General features: G+C 39.7%; 28 protein-coding genes. 16 read left to right on the top strand and 12 right to left on the bottom strand.

Annotated elements, in window-relative coordinates:
* Window positions 1-167: 167 nt before the first annotated feature.
* The gene (locus tag CIT02_RS05850) at window positions 168-1,550 is read left to right on the top strand and encodes an MATE family efflux transporter (RefSeq protein ID WP_292614903.1); all 1,383 of its coding nucleotides are present in this window, start codon (window positions 168-170) and stop codon (window positions 1,548-1,550) included.
* Window positions 1,551-1,658: 108 nt separating this feature from the next.
* The gene (locus CIT02_RS05845; RefSeq protein WP_292614900.1) at window positions 1,659-2,018 is read left to right on the top strand and encodes a VOC family protein; all 360 of its coding nucleotides are present in this window, start codon (window positions 1,659-1,661) and stop codon (window positions 2,016-2,018) included.
* Between the two features lie 13 nt (window positions 2,019-2,031).
* Here the strand turns inward: CIT02_RS05845 and CIT02_RS05840 are convergent, their stop codons facing one another.
* Window positions 2,032-2,457, bottom strand: a complete 426-nt coding sequence (locus CIT02_RS05840) for a GNAT family N-acetyltransferase (RefSeq protein ID WP_292614898.1) — start codon at window positions 2,455-2,457, stop codon at window positions 2,032-2,034.
* A 404-nt stretch (window positions 2,458-2,861) separates the two neighbouring features.
* On the opposite strand from CIT02_RS05840, the gene CIT02_RS05835 reads away from it, so the two are divergent.
* The gene (locus CIT02_RS05835) at window positions 2,862-3,053 is read left to right on the top strand and encodes a carboxymuconolactone decarboxylase family protein (RefSeq protein WP_292614896.1); all 192 of its coding nucleotides are present in this window, start codon (window positions 2,862-2,864) and stop codon (window positions 3,051-3,053) included.
* 21 nt (window positions 3,054-3,074) lie between these two features.
* Here CIT02_RS05835 and CIT02_RS05830 read toward each other — a convergent pair whose 3' ends face one another.
* From CIT02_RS05830 to CIT02_RS05820, 3 genes are all read right to left on the bottom strand, one after another.
* The gene (locus tag CIT02_RS05830; RefSeq protein ID WP_292614894.1) at window positions 3,075-3,269 is read right to left on the bottom strand and encodes a hypothetical protein; all 195 of its coding nucleotides are present in this window, start codon (window positions 3,267-3,269) and stop codon (window positions 3,075-3,077) included.
* 237 nt (window positions 3,270-3,506) lie between these two features.
* Window positions 3,507-4,757 (bottom strand): aldo/keto reductase, encoded by a 1,251-nt coding sequence (locus CIT02_RS05825; RefSeq protein WP_292614891.1) that lies wholly within the window; start codon window positions 4,755-4,757, stop codon window positions 3,507-3,509.
* Window positions 4,758-4,809: 52 nt separating this feature from the next.
* Complete coding sequence (locus CIT02_RS05820) at window positions 4,810-5,370, bottom strand: TetR/AcrR family transcriptional regulator (RefSeq protein ID WP_292614889.1); 561 nt, start codon at window positions 5,368-5,370, stop codon at window positions 4,810-4,812.
* Window positions 5,371-5,807: 437 nt separating this feature from the next.
* Between CIT02_RS05820 and CIT02_RS05815 the strand changes: the two genes are divergently transcribed.
* From CIT02_RS05815 to CIT02_RS05805, 3 genes are all read left to right on the top strand, one after another.
* Window positions 5,808-6,863 (top strand): AI-2E family transporter, encoded by a 1,056-nt coding sequence (locus CIT02_RS05815; protein WP_292614887.1) that lies wholly within the window; start codon window positions 5,808-5,810, stop codon window positions 6,861-6,863.
* Window positions 6,864-6,928: 65 nt separating this feature from the next.
* Window positions 6,929-7,567 (top strand): isoprenylcysteine carboxylmethyltransferase family protein, encoded by a 639-nt coding sequence (locus tag CIT02_RS05810; protein ID WP_292614885.1) that lies wholly within the window; start codon window positions 6,929-6,931, stop codon window positions 7,565-7,567.
* A 68-nt stretch (window positions 7,568-7,635) separates the two neighbouring features.
* Window positions 7,636-7,905, top strand: coding sequence for a hypothetical protein (locus tag CIT02_RS05805; protein WP_292614883.1), 270 nt, complete (start codon window positions 7,636-7,638; stop codon window positions 7,903-7,905).
* Between the two features lie 23 nt (window positions 7,906-7,928).
* Here CIT02_RS05805 and CIT02_RS05800 read toward each other — a convergent pair whose 3' ends face one another.
* Complete coding sequence (locus CIT02_RS05800) at window positions 7,929-8,486, bottom strand: flavodoxin family protein (RefSeq protein ID WP_292614881.1); 558 nt, start codon at window positions 8,484-8,486, stop codon at window positions 7,929-7,931.
* A 28-nt stretch (window positions 8,487-8,514) separates the two neighbouring features.
* Window positions 8,515-9,330: an ATP-binding protein gene (locus tag CIT02_RS05795; protein ID WP_292614879.1), complete on the bottom strand. Its 816-nt coding sequence runs from the start codon at window positions 9,328-9,330 to the stop codon at window positions 8,515-8,517.
* 441 nt (window positions 9,331-9,771) lie between these two features.
* Between CIT02_RS05795 and CIT02_RS05790 the strand changes: the two genes are divergently transcribed.
* Window positions 9,772-11,214 (top strand): PAS domain S-box protein, encoded by a 1,443-nt coding sequence (locus CIT02_RS05790; protein WP_363124160.1) that lies wholly within the window; start codon window positions 9,772-9,774, stop codon window positions 11,212-11,214.
* Window positions 11,215-11,244: 30 nt separating this feature from the next.
* Here the strand turns inward: CIT02_RS05790 and CIT02_RS05785 are convergent, their stop codons facing one another.
* Both CIT02_RS05785 and CIT02_RS05780 read right to left on the bottom strand, forming a co-directional pair.
* Window positions 11,245-12,453, bottom strand: a complete 1,209-nt coding sequence (locus CIT02_RS05785; protein ID WP_292614875.1) for a histidine kinase dimerization/phosphoacceptor domain -containing protein — start codon at window positions 12,451-12,453, stop codon at window positions 11,245-11,247.
* A gap of 69 nt (window positions 12,454-12,522) precedes the next feature.
* Window positions 12,523-13,875, bottom strand: a complete 1,353-nt coding sequence (locus tag CIT02_RS05780) for a DASS family sodium-coupled anion symporter (protein ID WP_292614873.1) — start codon at window positions 13,873-13,875, stop codon at window positions 12,523-12,525.
* 298 nt (window positions 13,876-14,173) lie between these two features.
* On the opposite strand from CIT02_RS05780, the gene CIT02_RS05775 reads away from it, so the two are divergent.
* Complete coding sequence (locus tag CIT02_RS05775; RefSeq protein ID WP_292614871.1) at window positions 14,174-14,338, top strand: hypothetical protein; 165 nt, start codon at window positions 14,174-14,176, stop codon at window positions 14,336-14,338.
* Window positions 14,339-14,423: 85 nt separating this feature from the next.
* Here CIT02_RS05775 and CIT02_RS05770 read toward each other — a convergent pair whose 3' ends face one another.
* Window positions 14,424-14,750 (bottom strand): hypothetical protein, encoded by a 327-nt coding sequence (locus tag CIT02_RS05770; protein ID WP_292614869.1) that lies wholly within the window; start codon window positions 14,748-14,750, stop codon window positions 14,424-14,426.
* 433 nt (window positions 14,751-15,183) lie between these two features.
* Between CIT02_RS05770 and CIT02_RS05765 the strand changes: the two genes are divergently transcribed.
* The 8 genes from CIT02_RS05765 (at window position 15,184) to CIT02_RS05730 (ending at window position 23,468) form a co-directional block, all read left to right on the top strand.
* Complete coding sequence (locus CIT02_RS05765) at window positions 15,184-15,516, top strand: hypothetical protein (protein WP_292614868.1); 333 nt, start codon at window positions 15,184-15,186, stop codon at window positions 15,514-15,516.
* Window positions 15,513-16,397 (top strand): hypothetical protein, encoded by an 885-nt coding sequence (locus CIT02_RS05760; protein WP_292614866.1) that lies wholly within the window; start codon window positions 15,513-15,515, stop codon window positions 16,395-16,397. Before CIT02_RS05765 ends, CIT02_RS05760 begins: the two co-directional genes overlap by 4 nt.
* A gap of 393 nt (window positions 16,398-16,790) precedes the next feature.
* Window positions 16,791-19,232, top strand: a complete 2,442-nt coding sequence (locus CIT02_RS05755) for an anti-sigma factor antagonist (RefSeq protein WP_292614864.1) — start codon at window positions 16,791-16,793, stop codon at window positions 19,230-19,232.
* 107 nt (window positions 19,233-19,339) lie between these two features.
* The gene (locus CIT02_RS05750) at window positions 19,340-20,038 is read left to right on the top strand and encodes an MBL fold metallo-hydrolase (protein ID WP_292614862.1); all 699 of its coding nucleotides are present in this window, start codon (window positions 19,340-19,342) and stop codon (window positions 20,036-20,038) included.
* A 124-nt stretch (window positions 20,039-20,162) separates the two neighbouring features.
* A complete protein-coding gene (gene arsM, locus CIT02_RS05745; protein ID WP_292614860.1) occupies window positions 20,163-21,905 on the top strand; it encodes an arsenite methyltransferase in 1,743 nt (580 codons plus the stop codon).
* A gap of 34 nt (window positions 21,906-21,939) precedes the next feature.
* A complete protein-coding gene (locus tag CIT02_RS05740) occupies window positions 21,940-22,338 on the top strand; it encodes a putative zinc-binding protein (RefSeq protein WP_292614857.1) in 399 nt (132 codons plus the stop codon).
* A gap of 100 nt (window positions 22,339-22,438) precedes the next feature.
* A complete protein-coding gene (locus CIT02_RS05735) occupies window positions 22,439-22,975 on the top strand; it encodes a DUF2115 family protein (RefSeq protein WP_292614855.1) in 537 nt (178 codons plus the stop codon).
* A 127-nt stretch (window positions 22,976-23,102) separates the two neighbouring features.
* The gene (locus tag CIT02_RS05730; RefSeq protein ID WP_292614854.1) at window positions 23,103-23,468 is read left to right on the top strand and encodes a metalloregulator ArsR/SmtB family transcription factor; all 366 of its coding nucleotides are present in this window, start codon (window positions 23,103-23,105) and stop codon (window positions 23,466-23,468) included.
* Between the two features lie 50 nt (window positions 23,469-23,518).
* Here CIT02_RS05730 and CIT02_RS05725 read toward each other — a convergent pair whose 3' ends face one another.
* From CIT02_RS05725 to CIT02_RS05715, 3 genes are all read right to left on the bottom strand, one after another.
* Window positions 23,519-24,169: a TrkA family potassium uptake protein gene (locus CIT02_RS05725; protein ID WP_048085669.1), complete on the bottom strand. Its 651-nt coding sequence runs from the start codon at window positions 24,167-24,169 to the stop codon at window positions 23,519-23,521.
* A 527-nt stretch (window positions 24,170-24,696) separates the two neighbouring features.
* Window positions 24,697-25,185: a TIGR00288 family NYN domain-containing protein gene (locus CIT02_RS05720; protein ID WP_048071910.1), complete on the bottom strand. Its 489-nt coding sequence runs from the start codon at window positions 25,183-25,185 to the stop codon at window positions 24,697-24,699.
* Window positions 25,186-25,567: 382 nt separating this feature from the next.
* Window positions 25,568-26,029 (bottom strand): GyrI-like domain-containing protein, encoded by a 462-nt coding sequence (locus tag CIT02_RS05715; protein WP_292614849.1) that lies wholly within the window; start codon window positions 26,027-26,029, stop codon window positions 25,568-25,570.
* Window positions 26,030-26,126: the final 97 nt, after the last annotated feature.

Here is a 26,126-nt window from a genome sequence, read left to right as displayed (position 1 = left end):
AATGTTGAATCTAATTTTACCATTCTTGTCTTGCCCAGTTCATGGTAACTCTGTTTATCTAAAAACAGCTATCCCTTAATCAGAGTTATCCAGTTTAAATGAGTATTAGGGTTTTTGTGAATAAAAACCTCTTAGTCGAATGTTTTTAGATTTTTGTGGAGAAAAAGATGAATTCTGAAATTGAAAATTCAAAAGGTGTGGACCAGCGTATCTCCATGGTTACTGGAGAACCTAAAAAGGCAATCAGGGTACTGGCCATCCCTATGATCATTTCTATGTTTCTGATAATGGCTTACAACCTGGCAGACAGCATATGGGTAGCTGGCCTGGGACCAAATGCTCTAGCAGCATTAGGTTTCATCAACCCTCTATTTATGATAGTGATAGGTTTAGGTAACGGTTTGGGGGCTGGTGCAACATCATTAATCGCTCGATGCATAGGAGCTAAGAATAAAGAAGGTGCAGATAACGCAGCAATGCATTCATTAATACTAACAATTGTAGTATCAGCTGTAATAACAGTTATATTGCTGTTATTTTTAAAAGACATCCTTTTACTGATGGGTGCCGGTGTCACCATAGATCTAGCTATGGAATACGGTCAGATAGTATTTGGGGGTCTTATTTTCCTGATATTCTCCAACGTGGCCTCGGGTATTCTCCGGGCAGAGGGGGATGTAAATCGGCCAATGTACGTCATAGCTGCCACTACAGTCCTGAACATCATCCTGGACCCTATATTCATCTACTACTTTGGGTGGGGGGTGAGTGGGGCGGCCTGGGCTACCATTTTATCCAGTAGCCTGTCCTGTGTGGTCCTGTTCTACTGGTTACTGTTAAAAAGAGACACCTACGTGTCTTTCTCGAGAGAAGACTTCAAAGCAAGCTGGAATGTGATTAAAAACATTCTTATGGTTGCTTTACCTGCCAGCATTGAATCTCTGGTCATGTCCATCCTGGGAGTGATCTTAAACCTTATGCTGGTTATAACGGGGGGAGCAGAAGCCGTAGCAGTCTACACTGCGGGCTGGAGAGTGGTGATGATGGCCATGATACCACCGATCGGAATTGGAACGGCAGCAATTACTGTAGGCGGAGCGGCGTACGGTGCCCGGAACTATGAAAACCTTTCAACTGCCTTGAGTTATTCTGCCAAGTTAGGAGTGGGAATAGCAGTGGTAACTGGCTTATTATCCTACATATTTGCCGGGAATATAGCCACCATATTCACCTACTCCCCGGAAAGCGCCTTCATGGCACCATCCATAGCAGCCTTCCTGCAGGTGATGTTCCTCTTCTACCTCACCGTTCCCCTGGGAATCACTGCCAGTTCAATCTTCCAGGGAATGGGCAAAGGATTCACCTCCCTGATACTCACAGTGTTAAGGGAAGTGGTATTTGTGGCATTCTTCTCCTACCTATTTGCCTTCACACTGGGATTCGGATCCCCTGGTGTCTGGTGGGGAATAGTAGTCGGTGGCGGATTAGGATGTGCCGTGGCATACATATGGGCTACTATCTACGTAAGACGCCTTAAAAGGAATTATTAAATCATTTTTTTAATAATCCTTTAATTTTTTAGAATCTCAAGATGGTACAAGAGATCAGTTTTTAAGGGAGAGGATCACAATAGTAGTAAAAAAATATGGTGAATGGTTATGAAAGTACTGAAAACACTTTCCAGGGTTTATGTAGGAGATTTAGAGGAACACCTGGATTTTTATGAGAAACTCCTGGGGATGAAGGTTGAAATGAGGATTCCCCTGCCGGAAGTGGGCTTGGAACTAGCACAGATTGATGATATCCTGATCATTGCCGGTTTGGAACAGGCCTTAAAACCTTTTAAGAGGACACAAGCCACATTTCTGGTGGATTCTGTGGAGGAATACCATTCTTTCCTGGAAGAAAACGGATCAAGAATTATTCGAGGCCCTCAAAAAGTCCCCACTGGAGTTAACATGACAGTTCAACATCCTGATGGTTCTATTTTCGAATACGTCCAGCATATCTTAAAGTAGGGCTGACACTTTATTATTTTCGTTCTGGTCTTTCTTTTCTAATTTCCATCAAGTCTAATGGGCGGGAAACAGGTTTAAAACCAAATTTACCATAAAGACCATGGGCATCGTCGGTAATTAGCATCCATTGATAAACATCTTTCAGCTCTTCATGGGCGAGGATGTATCTTAAAATTTGTTGTCCAATACCTTTTCGGCGATAGTTTTGATGAATGTAAACATCCAGAATGTAGGCAAATCTTGTTTTATCAGAAACAACCCGGGCGTAACCAATTTGAGATTTATCCAGAAAGGCACCCACAACCAGAGAAGAATTATACGCTCCTTTTTTTACCTCATCCATTTTAATACCAGGACTCCAATCAGCATCGCTCAGCATTTCAGTTACTTTTTCAAAATCCATTTCCTCAATTCCATCTTTAAAAATGATTTCATTCATAAAAATTCCTTCCTATTGTTGTTAAGAAATTTTAATCGGTGTATACACTTGAAAAGGGATCCCAACTAGGGTTTTCCTTCCAGTCATATTCAATCTCAATGCTCTGCTTTTTAGCCACATCATAGCCCCACTTATCAGCAATCTCCTTTCCTGTTATTGTGGTGTCCACTACTATGAATAAATATAAGATTTAATAATATTTTTATTTATTTAATGAGGATTAAATAAGAAGAGGGAGGATAATAAATGGTAGAATTTGTGGAAGGTAAAATTACTCAAAGTATCAATGATCGTAAAAATCTCAATTCCCGGTTTTCAAAAAACTGTGCAACTTATAATACTTTCCTGGAACTGCAAAAAAAGCATTTAGCGAGGGTAATATCTCAAAGAAACATTAAGAACTCATGGCTCTGGCCATATCTATTGTAACCAAATGCGAACCGTGTATGGAGTGGCATGTCCAACAGGCTCACCTGGCCGGGGCTACAGACGAAGAAGTATACGAAACCATTGACGTGGCCATTGAAATGGGAGGGGGTCCTGCGGCAGCTTACTCCAGATTTGTTTTAAATGCCCTTGATTTTCACAAGGAATAATTAATCACACTTTTTTTTGATTTAATGGTCATTCATCATTTTCAATATAACCACCAGATCCGATGCCTTAAAAGGACTATTGAAACCAAAAACATCTACACCCTCATCCAGAAGTGAATCAGCTGCAAAATAAAACATAACATCGCCAGTTAGAAATATAGTTATATTTGAACTATCTGGAGCTGGTTTTTGAACTTCGCTGTGACTTTGAAGCATAAACCCTGCTGATAAGGAAATTATAATTGCTACTGATAAAATAACAGCCAAATAAAGTTTTTTAACCATTGCTAGGTTTTCATATTATATTTAAAGTGATGATTATTTTTTTTCAACCTAAAGTATAAAAATTAATCCAGTACATAGGCCCTTTTTTGCCCACGGAAAAATTTAATTATTAAAAAAAGTGGAGAGTATGGTTAAAAAAAGGTAATTCAATCTTGTCTTTTTTAGTTCTTAGCTTGATTTTCTGGTCTTATCCGTTCTGGAAAATCTGGAGCTAAATGAAATAAATCCATCAAAAAGAGGCAGGATAATGCTTTTACCAATTTTTATTTTATATTTAAAACCTCTTCCTTCCAGTTCCTGGGAAACAGTACCTAATAATTCTGGTATTTCCAGTTTTTGAGGACAAGCCCTTACACATTTCCCGCATTCGGTGCAGAGTCCAGCATAGGCTTCCTGGCCGGATAGAACTCCTCCTAACTGTCCAAGATAAATGAAGGATTGGCTTTCATCGAACATGTACTGGTGGTTGTAATAGTTAAAACAGCGAGGTATGTCCACTCCCCGGGGACAGGGCATACAGTAACCACATCCAGTGCAATCAATCTTCATGAGGTTCCGGTAGACCTCTTTAACCCGATCGTAACGCCTTAACTCCTCTTCAGTCAGGGAGTTAGGTGAAACTTCCCCGGCAACTTTCAGGTTTTCCTTGATCTGGTCTTCGTGGTTCATTCCAGAAAACACACAGGTAACTTCAGGGTGGTTTAATACCCATCGCAGTGCCCAGTCTGCAGGGCTTCTTTCAGTTTCAGACTCTTCCCATATTTCAAGTGCCTTATCTGGGACCTGGCCTGCTAAAAGTCCCCCTTTTAAAGGTTCCATAATGAAAACGCTTATTCCTTTTGAGTAAGCGTATTCAAGTCCTTCAGTTCCGGCCTGGTTCTTTTCATCCATGTAGTTGTATTGAATTAGGCAGACATCCCACTGGTAGGAATCTACAATTTCTTTGAAAATTTCTAAGTTACCATGGGAGGAAAAACCGATGTTTTTTATCTGGCCCTTATCCTGGGCATCTTCTAAAAATTGGAAGACTCCCAGTTCTTTCAGTTTCTGGAAGCTCTTCTTGGTAAGGGTGTGGACCAAGTAATAGTCTATACAATCTGTTTGTAGCTTTTCAAGCTGTATTTCCAGATATCTTTCCATGTCTTCGTATTTTTTAACAGACCAGGAAGGCATTTTTGTCATTATTTTAACTTTTTCCCGGTATCCATCAGTGAGAATCTCTCCTATAAATGATTCACTGGCCCCGCCATGGTAAGGGAATGCGGTATCAATAATATTCACTCCCTGGTCTATTGCGTAATATATCTGTTTTTTAGCCTCTTCTTTGTCAATTCTACCATTTTTAGTGGGTAATCTCATGGCACCGTATCCCAGTGCTGATATTTCCTCGCCGTTTTTTTCAATTTTCCGGTACTGCATTTTAACACCTTATTAGATTGACCTGTCAGTCTAAGTCTTTGCCAAAAAAATACTACTTAGATATTCCATCCCAGAACAGTTCAAATGCCAGTTCAACATTATTTTCATTCATTTTTTCAGGATTTTTCTCAAAATGGGTTATGGTATTAAGTACGTTACCCCAAAAATAGTCCATCAATAGCTCATCATATATCTGTTTGATTTCATCCTCTTCCAATCCTTTTTTATAGACTTCCAGGAGGTCCACGAACTTCTCCTCGATTCTCCCCTTGGTGAATGATGTTATGTAGGGGGAACAGTGGAAGGTCATTATAAAATTGAATTTGTAAGGGTCTTCAATACCAAAATTCACAAAGTTAAGCCACAGGGATTTAACATTTTCTTTAAATGATTTGCTCTCATCGTAGTCTCCCTGTGCTGCTTTTAAGATGCTTTCTTTGGTGTAGATGTAGAGACGGTCGATGAGATCTTCCTTGGTCTTGAAATAGTGGAAAAGGGTCCCGGTGGCCACTCCGGCAGTTTTTGCAATTTCCGCAGTGGAAGTACCATGAAATCCCTTTTCTACAAAGAGTGGAAGGGATGTGTCCAGTATTTTCTGTTCTTTTTCCTTCAACTTGCCTACTTCCTGAAATTCACTTTATCTAATTACTAGACTGATTAGTCGGTTTAGTATTTAAAACTTTCGAACTTATCATTTCCATCAGGTTTTCCTCTTTTCATTTGGAGGATATATTTATTCCAAAGATCTGTATAATTCCTTTCAGGTATCTTTCCTGTTGATTGGGTAGTTCAGGTCCTTTACACCGGTTTTTGATGATTCTTCACTTTTTATGTCAATAACTTCTATGGGCAGGGCACTGATCAGAAACCGGTGGCTGAATTTGTGAAAGGTGAATTAGATAACATCAGTCCCAAAACCAGGAAAATAACCCAAAAATTCTTGGATAAATATTGTTGATTAATAGTTATCAGGGTTAAGCTTACATTAAAACTATTAATGGGAAAATTTAGAGGAATAATGCGTATTCTAAAAAATTAACTGGTGTGTACATGATATCCCACATTAAAAAAATATCCGCGTCAACTATATTCCCCTTATTACTGATTCTAACCATTTTATCTCTGGGAGTTTTAACCCCCATCATAACCATGGTGGCGTTTGGGGCGATACTGGCCTATTACGTTCGATTCATTGCCAAAAAAATCCAACCCTACGTTAAATATAATACTCTGGCCATCATCCTGGGAATGATCCTGCTGGCCATACCCATTGCTTTACTGCTGTACTTTACCATCACCCAGATCCTGGGCATTTCTGTGTCTCTTTTCGGATCTTTACAGGCCACAGCAGGAAATAATCCCTTAAACTTTAGTTTGATCAGCGATGCTGTCCAAAAACTGGGGTTTTCTGCCACTGTTTCCCAGGGAATAGCGGATGCCATAAGATCGGGGATCACCCAGTTATTATCGGCCATTACCAATTCCCTGATTAACATGGTCAGTTCCATTCCGGCCCTCGCTGCCCAGGTCCTCATATTGATCTTTTCCATCTTCTACTTTGCCCGGGACGGGGATAAAATAGTTCAATACATAAAAGACGTGGTTCCAGATAAGGATAAAGGTTTCTACCGCGAAGTGATAAAGGGGGCCGATGATGTGCTGAAAAGCATCATAATGGGTAACATCATACCCGCTGCCATCCTGGGAATACTATCAGGGGTGGTTTATTATTTCCTGGGTTACCCTTACGTAATTTTACTGGCCATAGTCAGTGGAATAGCCATGTTCATTCCCATAATCGGTCCCTGGATCGTTTACGGGGCCATAGGGATCTTCAGCATACTCATTGGAAACACCATGCAGGGAGTGCTGGTGATTATCTTTGGGTGGATAATTGAAACCACCACCGACTTCTACATCCGCCCCAGAATATCAGTCCAGTACTCCGAAGTCCATCCCCTGGTTTTCCTTCTGGGATTCATCTACGGAGCAGTTACCATGGGTATCCCGGGACTTTTCATCGGACCCATGATACTGGGAATAACCTACGCTGCCTACAAGGTCTACCGGGAAGAAAGGGTCAAAGAAAAACAATCCGGAAATTAACCTAGATTCAGTAATAATATAATTTACCATCCTTAACTCATTAATTCAGGGCACAAGTGGTTGAAATGGAAAAAAAGGATAAAATCCTATTTATATTCATGGTGGCGGCCATCTTATGTAGCTACCCTCTGATGGAAGATGAACAAACTCTGCTGTATCTGTTCCTCCTCTTCTTTTTGGGCTACAGTTTTACTTCCATTTATGTTTCCCACCATTACGGAGCCCAGATCAAGGGTTGGTCCAGTGTAATCACAGAAAGGGATTACACTTCCTTTCTACTCACTATCCCTCAAGCAGGCATTATGGGGGCACTGGTAATCACTCTTTACCCGGGATTTTACGTGCCAATTCCCTTAATTGCTGGTTTTATACTGATGATAGTAGGTATGGGGTTCAACCTGGTGGTCCGGAAGGAATTAGGTAAGAACTGGGTACCTCTATCTAAAACTACACCTAATCAGGAGCTGGTCACCGACGGACTGTATTCATGGATTCGACATCCATTTTACCTTTCTATTCTAATCCTGTTTACCGGAGTGGCCGTAATTTCCTGGAACTGGTACGGATTGATATTCCTGACGGCCCTGGTGGGGGGATTGATAATCAGGATCAAAAAGGAAGAAAATAACCTGATCATCAAATTTGGTGATGAATACCGTGAGTATATGAAAAAAACAGGTATGTTAATACCCAAAATAATCTAAATTTAGTTATAGGGTTGATAATTAAATATAGAGTAAATCACAAGATTTATAGTGGGTGAGGGATGGCCATGGAACTGAATAGGAAAGTTGAAAAATTAATAGAAATCCTTAAAGACAAAAACTGCACCGTAGAAAAGCATTCCAGTGTTATGGAGATAACATTCTCACAGGAAGAGGATGCCCACTGGTTTGAAAATATTTTCGATAATTACCAGAGGGAATCTGCAGTTAGCTGTTTGATGTCCATGCGGGGGGCTAATGACCGGTACAAATTCGTGTTCAATGTTAAAGACATGGACCAGTTCATTAATTTATTAGAAAAAAGTAAGGATAGTTAAACACTGTCCAGAAGGTTCAGGTTCTATCTCTGGCTTAATTTCTTTCCTAGTTCCCTAGCCTGGTCCAAAACTTCTTTTTTGTTTTCAACCGCCCCGGGAATACTGTTATCATGGGAGGAAATCAGGCCCACCACCTTGTAACCCAGAAATTCGAACATATTCTGGGTGTAGTAAAAGTACTCCTGGAATAGGTTCTTATCGGGGTTTCCCTGAGAAAATACCAGTGCCATTGCCTTTTGCCCGTATTTATCCTCAAACCCTGTTTTGAAGTTGGCATATAACCGGTCGGTGAAGAGCTTGGCCTGGGCACTCATCTGCCACATATAAACCGGGGATCCCAGTACAAATGCATCTGATTCCCTTATTTGAGCATAAGCTGCCCGCATATCGTCTTCAGTCCCACATTCTCCCTCATTTTCCTTGCAGTGCATACAGGTCTGGCAAGGAGCAATATCCATCTGGTTCAAATTGAAAAGTTCGGTTTCCGCTCCTCCTGCTCGGGCACCCTTCAGCACCTCTTCCACCATGATTTTAGTGTTACCATCCTCACGAGGACTTCCCACAAATCCCAGTACTTTCATTATCCTTAACCTCCTAGTTAGTAGCTGATTAGATAATCTCTCCATTAATGGAGATAGTGTAATCCTTGATGATTATATTCTTCTGAGCCTTTTCCAGAGCCCTTTTAACGATTACTTCAATACCGGAACAGCAGGGAACCTCCATGTGCACAATGGATATTGATTTTATGTCCTGCTTGGTGAAGATCTCACTTAACTTCTCCACGTATTGGTCAATGGTGTGATCCAGTTTGGGGCAGAAAATGATGAGAATCTTATCCTTTAAAAACCGCTGGTGGAAATTGGCATAGGCAAAGGGTGCACAGTCCGCAGCAATGAGGAGGTCAGCATTTTTCAGGTAGGGGGCATTGGGGTTTAAAAGTTGCAGTTGTACTGGCCAGTTACCCAGTTCGGCACTTAAAATCTGGGGAGATTCACTTCCTCCGGATTTGGGCTCTGGAACCTGCATCGCAGAACCAGGACAGCCACAAGCCAGTGGAGCATCCTCCTCATAATTTGGCACTTCCAGATTTTTTTCCTTTAAAACGTTAATGGCTTCTTCCAAGTATTTTGTCTCACCGTGCTCGTGCAAATGCTTTAAATGGGCCTTAATAACATTGGGTCCGGCTTTTGTAATATTTTCCATAACCCGGGGTTCATCGTAGGGTTCAGCTTCCCTTCTCTCGATCTCTATAGCTCCTTCCGGGCAGTCACCGATACAGGCCCCCAGCCCATCACAGAATAAGTCACTGATGAGATGGGCCTTACCATCAATTACCTGCAGAGCACCCTCGGGGCACCCAGTAACACAGAGACCACAGCCATTACATTTTTCCTGATTGATCCGGATAACATCTCGCTTCATAATAAACCCTCTTTTCTAATAATTAATAAAATATAATCCTGCAGTATATTGGTATGTAAATCCCGGTTGAAATATCATTCGAATCCATATGATTTTGGTCAATTGGGATATAGTGGGTGTATATTGTTGATGCTTTTCGGGTTACTCTCTGTTTATAACCTTAGGTAATATCATAAATCACTGGTAAAAATAATGAACCAGAAAAACAGATTATGTAAGTTCATATGATGTGTGATACCGTTGGGGAGGGGATAGTGTTTTAACTTGAGATTCAGGGTAACTTGTAACTCATTGAATATCTTAATTCGTTATAGGTCAGTTTAACGAAGTACTGGCTGGTTCATTCCACAACAGATCACATTAAAAAAATACGTGGAATACCAAATCATAAATATCTAGTTAAATATCAATAAAATATTAGAAATTGATTTTTAGGGAGGAATTAAGGTAAAGGGTAATCACCGTATTTTCAGGGAAATATTTGATAAATCCCCAATTGGAATGCTTTACCATAATAAAAAAGGGAAATTATTGGATATAAATCTGGCTGCTTCAGAATTATTGAGAATTTCCCAGTTAGAAGGTTTACCGGATATAAATTTATTCAACAACCCGATTATTCCCTGTAAAAAGGATGAAATCACCGAAAAAGGTGTGACAGAATTCCAGATTAAGGTGGATTTCTCTAATGTACCCGATTATATTTCCCTGGCCCGGGATTCTGTACTTTTAAAAATGACAGTATCTACTATTAATTCTGGTTATCTGGTGCAAATCCAGGAATCATATTCCCAGAAAGAAGCAGAGGAACTTCTCATCACCGAAGAAAGGTACAGAAGTTTTTTCGAGGAGGATCTAACTGGAGATTTTATTGCCACACCTGAAGGTGAATTAATAGAATGCAACCTTGCTTTTGCCGAGATTTATGGTTTTACCAGTCCTGAAGAAGCTTCTAAATCTAACATAGCAGATTTTAACCCGGCAGACTGGAAAGATTTACTAAGACATCTGGAAACCAGGCCTAAAATTCAGGGTCGCCAAACCACCCACCGACGACAGGATGGAAAGGAAATTCACATTGTCAGTAATGTTGTGGCCCGGGTGGATGAAAATGGCCAAATAACTCAGGTTAAAGGTTATGTTTTCGATGACACCGAACGTAAAGAAGCTGAAGAGGCTTTAAAACGCAGTGAAGAGAAGTATCATCGCCTTTTTGACGAAGATTTAACTGGAGATTTCATCGCCACGGTTGATGGGGAGATTTTAGAGTGTAACCCTGCTTTTGCCGAGATTTACGGGTTTAGCACAGTTGAAGATGCACTGAAATGGAATATATCTCATTCAAACCCATTTGATTGGCCTTACATGGTCACTCGCCTTAAAAACGAAGGTAAAATTTTGGGATTTCAAAGCTGGCAGCGAAGATCCGATGTTATGAGGATCCATGTGGTGGCTAACATGGTGGGTATATTCAATGACTCTGGAGATCTCATCCAGGTCAAGGGTTACATATTCAATGATACTGAACGTAAACAGGCTGAAGATAGACTGGAAAGTGGTAAAAAGCAGATTACTCATATTTTAGATAGTATTCAGGATGGGTTCATGGCTCTGGATAATCTGTGGAATTTCATATACGTGAATCGTTGTGCTGCAGATTACCTGGGAATTGATGCCGATGATCTTTTGGGCAGAAACATATGGGACCGATTGCCTGATTTTGTGGGAACCATCTATGAGACTTCATTCCGTGAGGCCATGAATCAACAAAAAGTTCTTCATTTTAAAGCCCCCGGAATTCACAAAATGAGTAGTTGCTTTGATTTTAGTGTTTATCCTTCATCAGAGGGAATTTCTATTTATTGGAGAGATATTAATAGGTAAAACCGGTTCTTACAGCCGGGTCCGTGTATTTTAAAATTCTTCTTCAAATTTCATTTCCCTAAAGGTAATGTTAAATAATGTTCCATTGTCCTGTTTTAAATCAACTAAACCCCCTAGTTGGGCGGCTAATTTATTAACGAACCACATACTCAGGGTCTTGTCCTGAAGGTTAAAACTTTCTAGGAGAACTGGTGCGTTATCATGAACTGTCAGTAAAAAAGATTCACCTTGGGGGATGATTTTAACGGTGATCTTATCCATTTCCCTAAAACTTTCCCCATCAATGTCTTCAGAGGAAGTTGATTGCAGGTTGCGCTTTATGGAACTGCTTACCAGTTCATTGATCATCAGTCCACAGGGAATGGCGGTGTTGATATTAAGCATAACCTTGGCGTTTACTTCCACATTAACCCGGTTGTTATCCACTCCATGTATTCTAAACAGATCTATTACTAAACTTTTAATGAAATTTTCCATGTTAATGTTGGTTAAATCCTTTGATCGGTACAATTTTTCATGTATTCGTGTCATGGAATTGACATGATTCTGGATCTCCTTAAATAACTCCAGTGAGGGGTCGTGATCAATGTAATATGATTGGAAGTGTATCATGGCACGTATTATCTGCAAATCATTCTTGATTCGGTGTTGAATTTCCCTGAGGAGTACTTCCTTTTCTTCCAGGGTTTCCAACAATTGTTTCTGTAATTTCATCTCTTTGGTGACATCTTCAAAGGACTGCACTGCACCGATTACATCACCTTTAAAATCTTTAATGGCCATGGCTGTGAAATGCAACCATTTTCCCTTCTTTCCCATCCTGGGGAAAAAGGCCACTGCTTCACAGGAATTACCCAAACCCTTGGATTCACTCTTTCCATGATATTTCAGCATGAATTTGGAACCATCTTCAGTTCCGTACCATTTGGGGATATCCTCTAAGCGTCCATTAACTATAAAATCAGCCATACATGGTCTTTGAGTATTGTAAAATACTTTCCATTGCTTATTTGTGCCTAAAATATGGTCAGCCATGATATTACTCAGTTCTTCCAGTGCCCGGTTCCAGTAAACGATTTTATGGTCCTGGTTTATAATGAACTGGGGAGCAGACGAAGTACTGATTATATCGTTTAAATTTACCCTACTTTTTGCCAGTAATGCCTTCAATCCGGCTTTATCTATGTTTTCACCTAACTCTGTATTTGAGTTTGTGGGCGCTGACTTCTTTTTTAACATATTGAACATCCCTTTATCCGCTGATTAAAAAAATAAAATAGGTAGAACTTTATTCTACCTTAAATGGGGTTATCCGATCACTGGACTTGCCAGGGGAGTCAATAGTAGTATAATGGTTATTATTATTCCAATCACAACTAATGGCACTCCTGCTTTTAATATCTCCTTAATTTTCACGTATCCTGTTCCGTAAGCCATGGCCACTGTTGGATCAGCCATTGGGAGCATGAATGATAGTGAACAGGCTATTGCTACGGGTACGGCGTATTGTCCTACAGGTAGTCCTTGGGTTTGTGCCAGGGTGACTGACAGTGGAACCAGTATTGCGGCCAGGGCGATATTGGACATTACCTGGGTTATACAGACGGCAATTATCATCAGAACCACCATGATCAGGATGGTGGATGGATTGCTTCCTAAAACACTTACAATATCCGTTATGAGCCATTCTGCTGCTCCAGTATTCAGTAATGCTGCTCCAAGGCTTAATGCTCCTCCGAAGAAGACAATTAATCCCCAGTCAACACCGTTCTGTGCATCTCTCCAGTCAAGCACTTTGAAAACAAAGAAAAGTACAGCACCGATTAAAGCAACTGAATAACTGTTAAGTCCAGTCCAACTGGCAGTGACCCATAGGGCGATGGTAAATAGGAGTATACCTAAGGAAATTTTTTCCACACGTTTCATGGGTCCTAATGATTCCAATTTATTGGAGATGGTCTTATTTCCACCTACTATTCCGCTTACTTCTGGTTTGAATACTCTGCTTAAGAGTTTCCAGATAATAAGCATCATAATAATGGCCAGTGGGAATCCAAATACCATCCAGTTGGCAAAGGGGATGTGGGTGTAGGCTGCGGCCATCAGGTTGGGGGCCGTACCTATTTCCGTTCCAAATCCGCCGGCCAGTGAACCGTAGGATGCACCAAGTACCATGGCCTTTGCAAAGTTACTTTTACCATTTTCCGGGTCGTCAACACCCATTAAGGGGATGATTTCCTTGATAATAGGGAGTAACATGGCAAAAGCCACCACATTTTCGATCCAGGCAGATAAAATACCAGTGGAGAATACCGCCACAAAGATACTTCTATCTGGGCTGGTACCGAACTTGTTTAACATGCTATAGGTTAAACGTGTGGCTAAACCGCTTTTACGGATAGCCTCGGCAATGATAAAACCACCAATCATTAAGAAAATGATGGGATTGGCAAAACCAATTACAGCACTATCAAAACTTTCAACACCGATTATGGGCTGTATAAAGAGTATTATTAAGGAAGTAACAGCGAGATGCACTGTTTCAGTGGCCCACATTATCACGGCAAAAACAAGTAAGGCAATTGCGGCATGTCCAGGATAGCTTAAACCTTGCATGGGAATTAACATTATCACTATAAAAGCAATGATGGCCAGGGGCATTCCCATAACTTTTAAGTTTATATTCGTTTTTAAGCCTCCCTTTATTTTATTTTAACAGGTAACCTAAAATCTTAACCTAATATATACTTATTTTATAATGTTTAATCATTATTAATACTTTTTGGCTGGCTAACATTAATATTAAGGATATAGTAATACTTATTTTAAACAAGCAGGCTAAAGATATTCAGTAATTCTCATAGGAAAATAGTGGATATTGGATCGAGATAAACTGGTTTATGGGTAGTGATGAATAAAGTAAAGATACATTTTCATGATAGAATGGAAGGTGATAAGAATGAACTGGAATTTATGGGCAGTTATTTTATCAATACTAGTAGTGCTTATTGGTTTGTACGAGATTTTCGCTTTGGGAGAATACACTTGGACTAACTATCTCAGCACATTTCTGTTTGCCGTGGTAGTGGTGTTAATTTTAAATAGCATGAATAAAACACCGTAATTTTTGATTTAAATTGAAATATTTTATTTTTATGCTAAAATAAGTGTTATTACTAAAATAAGATGAAGGTAGTTTAACCCTCATCTTAGGTATTTGGACAGTTGGTACCGTCGCAGTTTCCAGTGCCGGCGTTACCATTTCCCTGACCATGCTGGTACTGGTGGCTTTGATCACAGTTTCCAGTTCCTGCTTGACAGTTCTTCTGACCATACTGGTATTGATGCTGATTTCCATCACCAGCAGAGTCACAGGATCCCTGGCACTGATTCTGGTTGCCATTACAGTTCTGGCCCTGACTCTGGTCGGTGGTCGTGGTGCTGTTGTCAGTATCATTCAATGCAAAGGCAGGGACCATACTGACCATCATCACCAGTGCACAGATCAGTGCTGCTTTTTTTGGAATTTTCACCATATTTTTCACCTCCATTGGTGTTGTGCATTAGATTATCTCGCGGTAAGATAAATGATTATTCCAAGTTAATGCCCAGATCTTACCCATTTTACACTATATAAATGCCCATATTTTAATATCAAACATTGATGATCCTTTTATTTTATAAATAAATAATTGGGCATCATTATGGAAAGATTTGGGTATAATCTTGGAATAATTACTTTTATATAGTTGATCTATTTAGTAGTGTAATGGATAATTAGGGCTTTAAACTAATATTCATTAATTATTTTGAGATACTGGTGATTTTAAATGGTAACCACTATCTTAAATAATTTTAAAACGTTGAATAATATTCAATCCATTCAAAAAGCCTTTAAAATCTATTAAAATAAAAATTTAATCGAAAAATCAGATTTTGGAAATGGAAATAATTAAGGGGGCACAATTCATGGTTTACGATATGATATTACCAGCCTTACCTTTTATAGGTGGCTATTTATTTACTTACAGCATTTACCGGATGAATATAATCAAAAAAGCAATACACATCAATGTATGGAATTTTATAATTGGAATAGCCTTTTTGATATCTGCAGGAGCTGGTTTCCTGTTGCTTTTATTAATGGAGTTGGGGATCAAGTTATCAATAAATCCTCAGTTACTGTACTGGCACGTAGAACTGGGTGTAACTCTGGCTCTGGTAACGGTATTCCACTTTCATACCTACTGGAAATCAGCTAAGACCATGTTTGCCCCAGCAAAGAGGAGGGTGAAAACATGAAGAAAGAATCTCCCTGCCAAATGAAAAAGGGCTCAAAATCTAGTTTAGGCAGTAAACTAAATCTATCCAACCATAAAATCCAATCAAAATTATCAGGGAGCAGGATAAAATCAGCATTGGAAAGCACCTCCTTAAAAGAAAGACTCCTGATGGTGGCTTCTACCATTCCTTTCATAGCAGCCAGTACCATGTCTTCTTCATGTGCCACCTCCTGTCCCTACGGAATACTGAATGATCCCTACCCGGGTCAGTGTCCTAGATATGTGGACCTGGATGGGAATGGAATATGCGATCTATCCCAAACCACCACTACCACTGTCGATGACACTTCTACCACCAGTACTACGAGTGATGATCCTTCCACCACCGATGGCGCCACTAGTACCGACACTGGGCATGGAAACGGGGCAAATGTTGATGATGGTAACCTTTCTAACCAGGCCGATGCAAACTCTACCGTCCCCCAAGATTCCCCAAGTTTAGATAGTGGAAACCTTGACGGAGATGCAACCAATTACCATGTGGTACCGGTAACCATGATCATTATAGGAAGTTACCTGATAACCTATTTCCTATTTAAAAAAGGCATATTAAACCGCACCAAGCATCGAAGGATTTGGAATTTACTGGTAACTATGGGATACATCGGAAGTGGTGGTACGGGGATCATATTGGCGGTTTTAATAAATCTTGGTATAAGAACTGCTTTAAATCCCTCTTTAACTTTCTGGCACGTGGAATTATCCATTCTCATGGTGGTGGGGACCTTAATCCATCTCCACATCTATAAAAAACCCTTCAAAAACATGTTCAGAGTCCTTTTTGGTTTTAAAACAGGTTCTGGAAAGAATTTTGATGCGTTGAGAGGGAAATCCAAATAATTTCCCTTTTACGGTTTTTAAGAAAACTAAATTAATTCTACAGAAGAACATTTTTTTTATCTTAAGCCTTCTTTTATTTTTATCAACTTCTAATCTTATCTTGAGTTTGGTAGTAGAATATTCATGGTCTAAAATGGCTGAAAATTTGCGGGGGGAATGGAATTCCACATTTAAATCTACAGTAGAAATAATTGAGGGGGAAAATCCTCGAATTTTCTGTTAACTTCTTTTTTTGGTGAATTTATTCACAAAAAACTATAAATGCCGGTGATGTTTTGTTATAGTAAACTTCACAAGCCCTCAGGAAATGTTTTAGTAATTATCTTAAATTTATATGGCCGGTGAACAAAGTTTTAGGTAAACAAATGAAGTTCATAACGGGGGAGTGAATTCATGAATATATCCTCACACAGGGATGGCGGCGTGCTGATAATATCAATTCAAGGTAGACTGGATGCTTATGGTGCATTGGAATTAAATGAATCCCTGGAAAGCCTGATTACCCCTAATGATACGGTAGTTATTTTTAACATGGGCCCGGTCAGTTATCTCAGCAGTGGAGGTATCCGCAGTTTACTGGGAGCTGAAAGAACCCTCAAGGAAAAGGGAGGATGCATACATCTTTGCAATTTGAAGTCTTACCCGCTGGATGTACTAAAAATGGCTGGCTTTGACCAGATATTCTCCATAAAGCCCACGGTAGAAGATGCCCTGCAATCAGGATCAACAGTCTCCGACTTGGAAAGGGTGAACTGGATAAAAGTCCCTCCTTATGTTAATGAAACGATTTCATTAACCATTTTAGAATCATCTGCCAGTGATTCTAAATTAAATGTTGTGGGTGATATCTCCAAAGTACTCAAGGCCACCCTGGGAGAAGAGGATATTTATTCCCGGAAATTCTCCAATACAGAATACTCCATTGGATTGGGAGGATTAGGGGAGAAGATGAAAGACTTCTTGGAGATAATGGGGGAAATGATCACCATTGGGGGGACCATGGTCTGGCTCCCTACTGACGGCCATGACACTCCGGATTTCCTTATACCAGCAACAGACACTGGGATGGTAACCATACACACTGGATTTAACGTTGCTCTTGGTGGAAATTTTAATAATGTTCTATTTGCCGAATCCCAACATGATGAAGGGTTTACCATGGATGAACTCTACGCATCACTTTTTGCCCTGGCCCGGGAAAGGGAACCTAACTTCAAAGGTATCATTAGCGTGGCTATGCAGGCAGACGTTGAAGAATTTTACAGATCAGGAATTAAAATAGCTCCCATTAAGAAATTCACTCCTAAAAATCATGAGATGATTATGCATCCGGATAATATTAAGTTATGGATGAATATAGGTACTGATCCTATGTTCAAAGGTGAAACAATGATTAGTTTTGGGGTGGGTGTTGATTTAACCACAGATCTATCTGGTTTTGATGAAGAAGTACTGGGGGCCCTGTTTTACATGCATCCCGCCAACACCGTAAATAAACAGATGTTGCTCCACAACCATGCCGTGGTTTTCAAACATGTTCCCCTGGAGAAAAAGGGTGACCTAGATGGTGGCATAAAGAGCATTGTTCAAAATGGAGAATTCCTGGATATGAGTCATATCTTGGATAACTCCAAAATGAAACGTGCTCTTTTAGGTGTTTCTTATATATCAAGTATTGTTTTTGAGAAAAATCAGGAAATAACACTGCGTGGGGATTGTGAAGGATGGAACGACACCTACCATGAAATAACCAGTAAAATGTTTCCGGATTCAACTGAAATTCAACTGACCCCCATAACCGGAGGGTACAGTGGTTCAGCGGTGTTTAAGGTAGATGCCTGGGATCGCTCGGGTAGAAAAGAAATGCCCTTTGTGATGAAATTGGGGCCCTGGTTCGAGTTAGGAAGTGAACTTAAGGGATATGAAGAGCACGTAAAACGTTACATACAGAACAATGCCACCCACGTCATCGATCACTGTAAAATTGACGCATGTGGGGGGTTGTTGTACAATTTTGCAGGTATAAATGGAAGAGAAAGCACCATAAAAACCATGGAAGATTACTATGCTTCCCATGACACCGGAGAAGTTTTAAATGCCCTGGACAAACTCTTTAGAAATGTGCTCCGTAGCTGGTACGGGCAACCCAAACTTAAGGAACTATACCTATATGAGGAATATGATTCTTTCTTCCAGTACGATATGATAAAAAATTTCACTTTAGATAAGTTCGACCTCACATCCAGTGAAAAATACGTTAAACTCCCCTATAATTTGGGAACATCCGTAAACCCACTTTACTTTGTGGAAAATGTAATGCCTGAACGCCGGTCCCAGGCGGTCAGTAGCTACGAAGCCTCCACCCACGGGGATCTGAACTTGAGGAATGTACTCCTGGATGATGATCTAAATATCTGGCTCATAGACTTCGCTGCTACCCACTATTCTCATATCTTGCGGGATGTGGCCAAACTGGAAACTGCCTTTAAACTAGAATGTGTGGATATCAATTCCCCTGAAAAACTAAGGTACATGTTGAAACTGGAAGAAAGGTTCCTTAATGCTAGAAATCTTAGTGACATACCTCATTTACCACTTGATTCTCCCGATACTCAACTAAATTTTGATAATAGGGACATAATCAAGGCATTTCAGTGTATAAGGAGGGTAAGAAAATATGGTAACATGATTACCCTTTTGGATGAAGATATATCCCAATATCTCCTGGGATTGTTGTCCTACCACTTATCATCTATTTCATTTAGGAGTCTCAACGATTATGAGCGGGAATATGCCTGGATTTCTGCTTCTCTAATTTGTAACCGGTTGATGTAGGACATAAATTTTTTAAATCCTTAATTAAATTGTATAATTAATCCCCGGCATGTTCGAGTGTACTGAAATATCAAATAATTCATGATTCTAATATAGGGGTTTTTTTAATGGAAAGATGGTTAACTCCGGGTGGATGTAAAGTTTACCCCATCACAAAGGGCAGAAGTAATACTTACCTGGTTTTTGACGGTGATGATTCAATTTTAGTGGATACCAGTCACCGGGGGGCACTGAAAGGTCTCACCGATAAGTTGGATGATTTACTGGATGGAAAGAAGTTGTCCTGGCTGGTTTTAACCCATAGCCATTATGATCACGCAGAAAACGCCGCAGTAGTAAAGGAACGGTACAATACCAGGGTGATTGTCCATAAATCAGAATTATATGACTTAAAACAAGGTTTTTCTTCGTTACCCACAGGCACTAATCTCATTACCTGCATTGTGTCTAATTTGGGTGGGAAAATTAGTAGTTTCAGTCATTATGAGTCAGTAGAACCGGATATTACAGTGGACGATGCCTACCAGGTAACCCCACGAACCTATCTTATCCACACTCCGGGCCACACAGAAGGGTCAATGAGCTTGATTGTGGATAATGAAATTGCTTTGGTGGGCGATGCCATGTTCGGAGTGTTCAACTGGTCAGTATTCCCTCCCTTTGCGGATGATGTTCCTGCTCTCGAAAAAAGCTGGGGAAAACTTGCAAAAACTGGTTGTAAAATGTATTTGCCTGGCCATGGAACTGGAAACAGTAGAGAATTACTTTTGAAACAGTGCAACAAGTATGGTGTTGAATTAGATTAAAAAAATTCCTCACAACTTTCAGCTCATGCTAAGGGGGCATTTATTAGTTAACTTTATAAGGGGGATAGGCAATTTATTTATATATCGATATATTTGAATATATGAAACTAACAGGTGGTTGGAGTTGACGGAAAAAGAAATCAAAGACTTTGTAAAGGAAAGATATTCAAAAATTGCAGCTAAAGAAAACTCTTCGTCATGTTCCTGTTGTTCCGAAACAGGAGTGGACAGAATAATCCAACAAGCCAAAGCCGTCGGCTATTCTGAGGAAGAAATAAAAAGCATCCCTGCCGAGGCCATATTTGGATTGGGATGTGGCAACCCTACTGCCCTGGCTGAGATAAAAAAGGGTGAAACAGTTCTGGATCTGGGGTCTGGTGGGGGAATAGATGTATTTCTGGCAGCCAACAAGGTGGGTGAAAGTGGAAAGGTCATAGGGGTAGATATGACGGAAAAAATGGTAGAAACTGCCCTTGAAAATGCTAAAGCCGGAGGATACCATAATGTGGAGTTTAAACTGGGGGAAATAGAGAATTTGCCCCTTGAAGATAATTCCGTTGATCTGGTAATTAGTAACTGTGTCATAAATCTCACCCCAGACAAATCTGTAGCCTATAGGGAGGTTTACAGGGTTTTAAAAGAAGGAGGCAGAATATTAATTTCGGATATAGTCACTGAAGGCCATCTCCCTGATGAAATCCGGAAAAGCTTCCAAGCATGGTCAGAATGCACAGCAGGAGCCATGGAAAAAGAAGAATACATGGAAACCATAAAGAATGCAGGATTTGGTAAAGTAGAAGTCATTGGTGCCCACTTCTTTACAGAGACTGACCTGGATGAACGCCTGAAAGGAAAATTAATCAGTATACAAATAAAGGCAATTAAAACTCCCCTGGAAGTGGGGTCCCTAATTAAACCAGAGAACAAGCGGTGCGGATGTGAGGGGCCCGCTTTGAAATCATCTAAGACTAGTGAAACAAGTGAAAGTTGTGGATGTTCTGGTGAAACAGTTCCCGAAACATCTAAAATTGGAGAAAGTGAAGTTTGCGGATGTGAGGGGATGTCACCGGAAACAACCTCACAAATCGAGGAGAATAATGAATGCTCCTGTGGATGTGGGGGAGAATTCCCTGATGAATCTCTGGTGGAAAATCCAAAGGAACCTGTAAATACCGTAAACAATAGCTTTTTAGAGGATTTTGAGAAATTTGCCCAGGCAATGGGCATTGTAGATATTGGATACACCCGGATAAATCCGGAATTAGTCAACACTGAGGAACCCACCTACACCAATGCCATTGTTTTGACCTTAGAAATGGGTGAAGATATCATAGAAACACCCCCTGGTTCAAAAGCCCAGGAATTAAATGATGCAACCTATAAAAAAATGGGGAACATAACTTACGCCCTCTCTGATTTTATCCGGTCACAGGGTTTTGCTACCCAGGTAGCCCATCCCTACGGGAGCATGTTAAATTTCTCACCCCTGGGTCAAGAGGCCGGTTTAGGATGGATAGGGCAAAGTGGTCTGTTAATAACACCGGAACTGGGGCCTCGACAGAAAATTTCAGCAATACTGACCAATATAGAAAATTTACCGGTTAAGAATCATAATGAGCACTCCTGGATACTGGAATACTGTGCAAAATGTGGTAAATGCATTAGAGCCTGTCCAGAAAAAGCATTGATAGAACAAAAAACATGCTGCGGTAACAAGGAAATAGAATTTATTCAAGCTCGTTGTATAGGTTGCACACAAGGCTGTACTTACTGTATAGAATCATGTCCCTTCGATGAAAAGGGATATGCTCATGTTAAAGATATATTTGACCGAATAAATGCCAAGTTGAAGGATAAAAAAAATTAATATACTTAGGCTGAATATTCCCGGAGATGGAAAAATGAATTCTGAGAAAATAGCATTAGCTGCCTGCAGTGGAATGAGTCCCTATGGTCTGGTGGCCCGTGTAACCTCTGCAGACACGGTAAATGAGACTGAAAACACGATTTCTATTTGTATGGGTGCCACTGCTGCCGATAGGGAAGGTTTTAGAAATTTAATTAAAAAATATCCCATTATTGCCATAAATGGCTGTGATGGTAACTGCACTACCAAAATACTTAATCAAAAGGGAGTTACTCCTGCTAAAACTCTTAATGTACTGGAAGAACTCAAAGAGGAAAATTTTAAACCTTCTGATGTTTCCAGATTGGATGAAGAAGGAGAAATTTGTGTTGAATTCATGAAAAAGAAGGTAAAAAAGGACATGGATGATTTAAGAGAGGAAGATAAAGGATAGGATCAATTAGTCCATACCATCAGGGTTTAACCTTCCACAGAAATTTTATATGAGTAATTGAAATGAGTAGGTGAATTATTAACCCGGATTAGTGAAATAAATGGAAACTATAGATGATATTCCCTCTTATCAAAAAATCGGCACGAAGAAGTTTTTCACTATTTTAAGGAGTGAAACCAATTTAATTGGCCTTCAGGACATAATACGGGCCAGTTTATTCCTTGTAGATGATGCTAAATATGTGCAGGGCAACTACCGAAAGGAATACCTGGAGTCTTACACTAAGGCTTTTATAATGCGAATCCAGGAGGTTAAAGTCCATCACGTAGAGAGTGATGAGCTTCTGGATATAGCAGAAGTTCAAGATGCAGTCCAGTTATTACAGGAACAGGAAAAACTGGCAGCAGAGGGGGGAGGATTTGATCCGGCCTTTTTTAAGATCTACAAGATCATCTCTCTTTACACTACCTTTATCCTGGCAGAATCGGTTCATCCGGTGGGTACACCATTCCCTGGGGGCCTGCAGGTGAAATATGATGGGGAAAAATTTCTCTGCCCGGTGAAAGAAAGACAAAAAGATAATCCTGGTGCAGTTTGTGGATTCTGCATTGCAGAACAGGATCCAGAGACTATGTAAATGCAAAATCTCCTGCTAGGGGGATATTGTCCGGTGGTTACAAAACATAGACATTTTCGGTATTCCATTTTCACCTTCCCACTAAATATCCATATATTTAAATATATCACAGGTTATAACCAAGTCCATGAAAGCATGTGAAATTGGTGGGGATAAGCCCGGTGAAGACCAGATTAAGAGGTTGAAAAAGATCATGGCCACCCTCCCTGATGATGAAGTCCTGTACGAAAATGCCGATACACTAAAGGCCCTTGCGGATCCCACCCGCTTAAAGATCCTCCACCTGTTGAAACACGGTGAGTTATGTGTTTGTGAAATTATCACCGCTATGGAAAAACCTCAACCTACTATTTCACACCATTTAAACATTTTAAAAAAAGCAGGCTACTTAAAATGGCGTAAAGAAGGGGTATGGGTTCATTATAGTTTGTCTAATCCAAAAATTATAGATATCATTAACCAAATTTGGGATAATCAGGGAGAATTGGTTTAAGCACGAATTATTCCTTAAAAATCATTGAGACCGAAAAAATAACCTTAACCTTATTTAGTGAATCTTTTCATAACTGCACGTGCGGCTTTGGTTTTAACCAGTATAGAAACTTTCATACCTTTTTTTAACACTATCTCTGGTTTAGGAATGGTTATATCCCCATTCTCGTAGACCGCGACAATTATAAAATCATCGGTGGGGCTGATATCCCCTATTTTTTTACCTACTACCTTTTCATTTTCCAGGTTAAAATCAAGTAATTCTGCATCCCCCTTTCCCATAACCACTAAATCAGCAATTTTGGGCCGTATGATTAATTTTTCCACGTAACTGGCTGCAGTGATTTCCGGACTGATAACCGAGTCAATACCCACCTTGCGGAAGGCTTCACCGTGGCTGGGCTCGCTTACCCTGGCAATGATCTTGGGAATATTAAATTCTCGTACCAGTATACAGGCCAGCAGGTTAGCTTCGTCATTTCCAGTTGCCGCCACAAAAACATCGGCACTGGACACGTTGGCCTCTTCCAGGGTTTTGGTGTCAGTACCATTGCCACAGATCACCAGTGCATCCAGCTCTGCTGCAGCATTGGTGCATAGATTTTCATCATTTTCAATTAAGGTCACATCATGACCATCTGCAATTAAAAAAGAAGCCAGGTTCAGCCCGACTCTTCCACCACCCATTACAACCACGTACATATTGACACCTTAAGTACAGAAATGATAATTTTGATTTTAATGTATTTTCATACCCAATCTATTTCATACCTTATTTTCGTACAAACATAATGCTTAGTACACTATGAATGTTTCCATCACACTTGCAGGACTATGATTATTTTGGGGATACAACAAGGGTTATGTTGACAGCCCTAGATCAGTAGGATTTAAAGATAAAATCCACCTCCCATATAAATTTTTCCTGAATAGAGTGTGAATGTAGTTTAGAAGGCTGTAAAATGCATCAATAATAATTAGAGTTGTTTAAAATTAGAAATTATTCATTTAACCTATTAATTAGCTAAATGGTTTAATGACAGTTCTTAAAAATTTATAAAAAAAATGAGGTAAAGGGAATAATACTAAATTATTAGAAAATACTTCAGAGGAATAAATTTATGAAGAAGGGAATAAAATAGCAAGAATTGCACTAATTGATTTAATTTTAAAAATAAGGATAATAGGGAGTAAAAATAAAAAATAGGGCAATTTAATAGTTAATCTATTTAAACTGCTCCATGGGGTTGGCGCTGTTTTTTCAGAACTATGGTGCTATCTGCCGAGTTCTTGAGGGCAATACTGAAACCAGGTTCAGCACCAATTACCAGAGTTTCCTTCCCATTTTCTTTGGCAATGTTGATCAGTGGTAAAAAATCGGTGTTACGGGTCATTAATGCCACAACATCAATGTTGGGGTTGTGTATGGCTTCAAAGGCTTCAACTGCCATTTGAACATCTATATCTCCAGCAACAATAATGGGGGATAATCCCTGGTTAACTATGGCTTCAATAAGTTTATCCGAAGCGTACTGGTTCAAAAATACTTTTCCTACCCTTATTTTCCCGTAATCAGTAAGTAATTCTTGTACTACTTCAAGATCGAAGTCGAATTCTTTCCGTAGCATGTTAGGTCCATCAATTAATAAAGCAACACTTTTTACGTTAGGTTCTCCCATTCGGGGGATGTATTCTTTAAATTTTTCGAGGTTACGCATTTTTCCTCCTGGTTCTATTCAAGATAAACACGAGCCAGGTGCTTTAAATGTATCATCTTTATATTTTTAAATAATTTATACTTTGTTATTATTACTATCATTAATAGTTTGTGGTTTTTTCACTTTTCCTAAGCAGTATAACCCATGTGATTCTGGATATGGTTCTTTTAATTCTTTTAGAATTAATTAAGAACTAGTCTATTTTATTGATTCCAAATAATAAATAGCTATGCCCAAATTACACCCAATTATTCCGCACATCTAAAGAAGTTTAGGTGGCCCTAAATATCTTTAGTGGGGACAAATTCATCTATTTTTTTTTAAAAATCTGGAATAGGGTTCTTAATTTAAAAAAAAGAGTTAAAGAAAGATTGAAAAATGATCATTTAATTTTTATCACGGGAAGCTGTACCTCAGTCAAGAGTTCCCCTTCGGGAACTTGGGCGGGATCATTGAGGTATACTTCAGTTATTGGTCCCACAACATCATAACCATTTTCAACTGCATATTCGGCTAAACCGTGTATAATTGGCCCTACTTTGGTATAAGGTCCTTGGTGTAGGGCAGTTAGAACAGTATGTTCGGGCATTTCTTTAATACCTATTTTGCCTTCGGGCATAGCATTACCTTCAAAGGAGAATCCAATTTCATATTGCAGATCTTCTTCAGCCACATCTTCTGGGCTGTTAAGGTAGGTTCCATAGGCCTGGCCATTAGTTTTAAGGCCTTTTTCATTTATCCATTGTTTGATTTCTTCAATATACTCTGGAATCTTATCATAACTTCCGTGGTGTGGGATGTAGGCCACGTAGGTTTCTTTAATCCTTTTCTCTTTTACTTCCATGGTTACACCATAACTACCTTGGTGTTCTATTTTAAACTAGTTTTGCCCTTTACTTCATCACATTATTTTAGCTTGATTGGTTGGAATAACCCGATAC

Source organism: Methanobacterium sp. BAmetb5, from assembly GCF_003491305.1.
Lineage (GTDB): Archaea > Methanobacteriota > Methanobacteria > Methanobacteriales > Methanobacteriaceae > Methanobacterium.
Note: the sequence above shows the minus strand (reverse complement) of the source record. Positions and strands in the feature narration are given on the sequence as shown.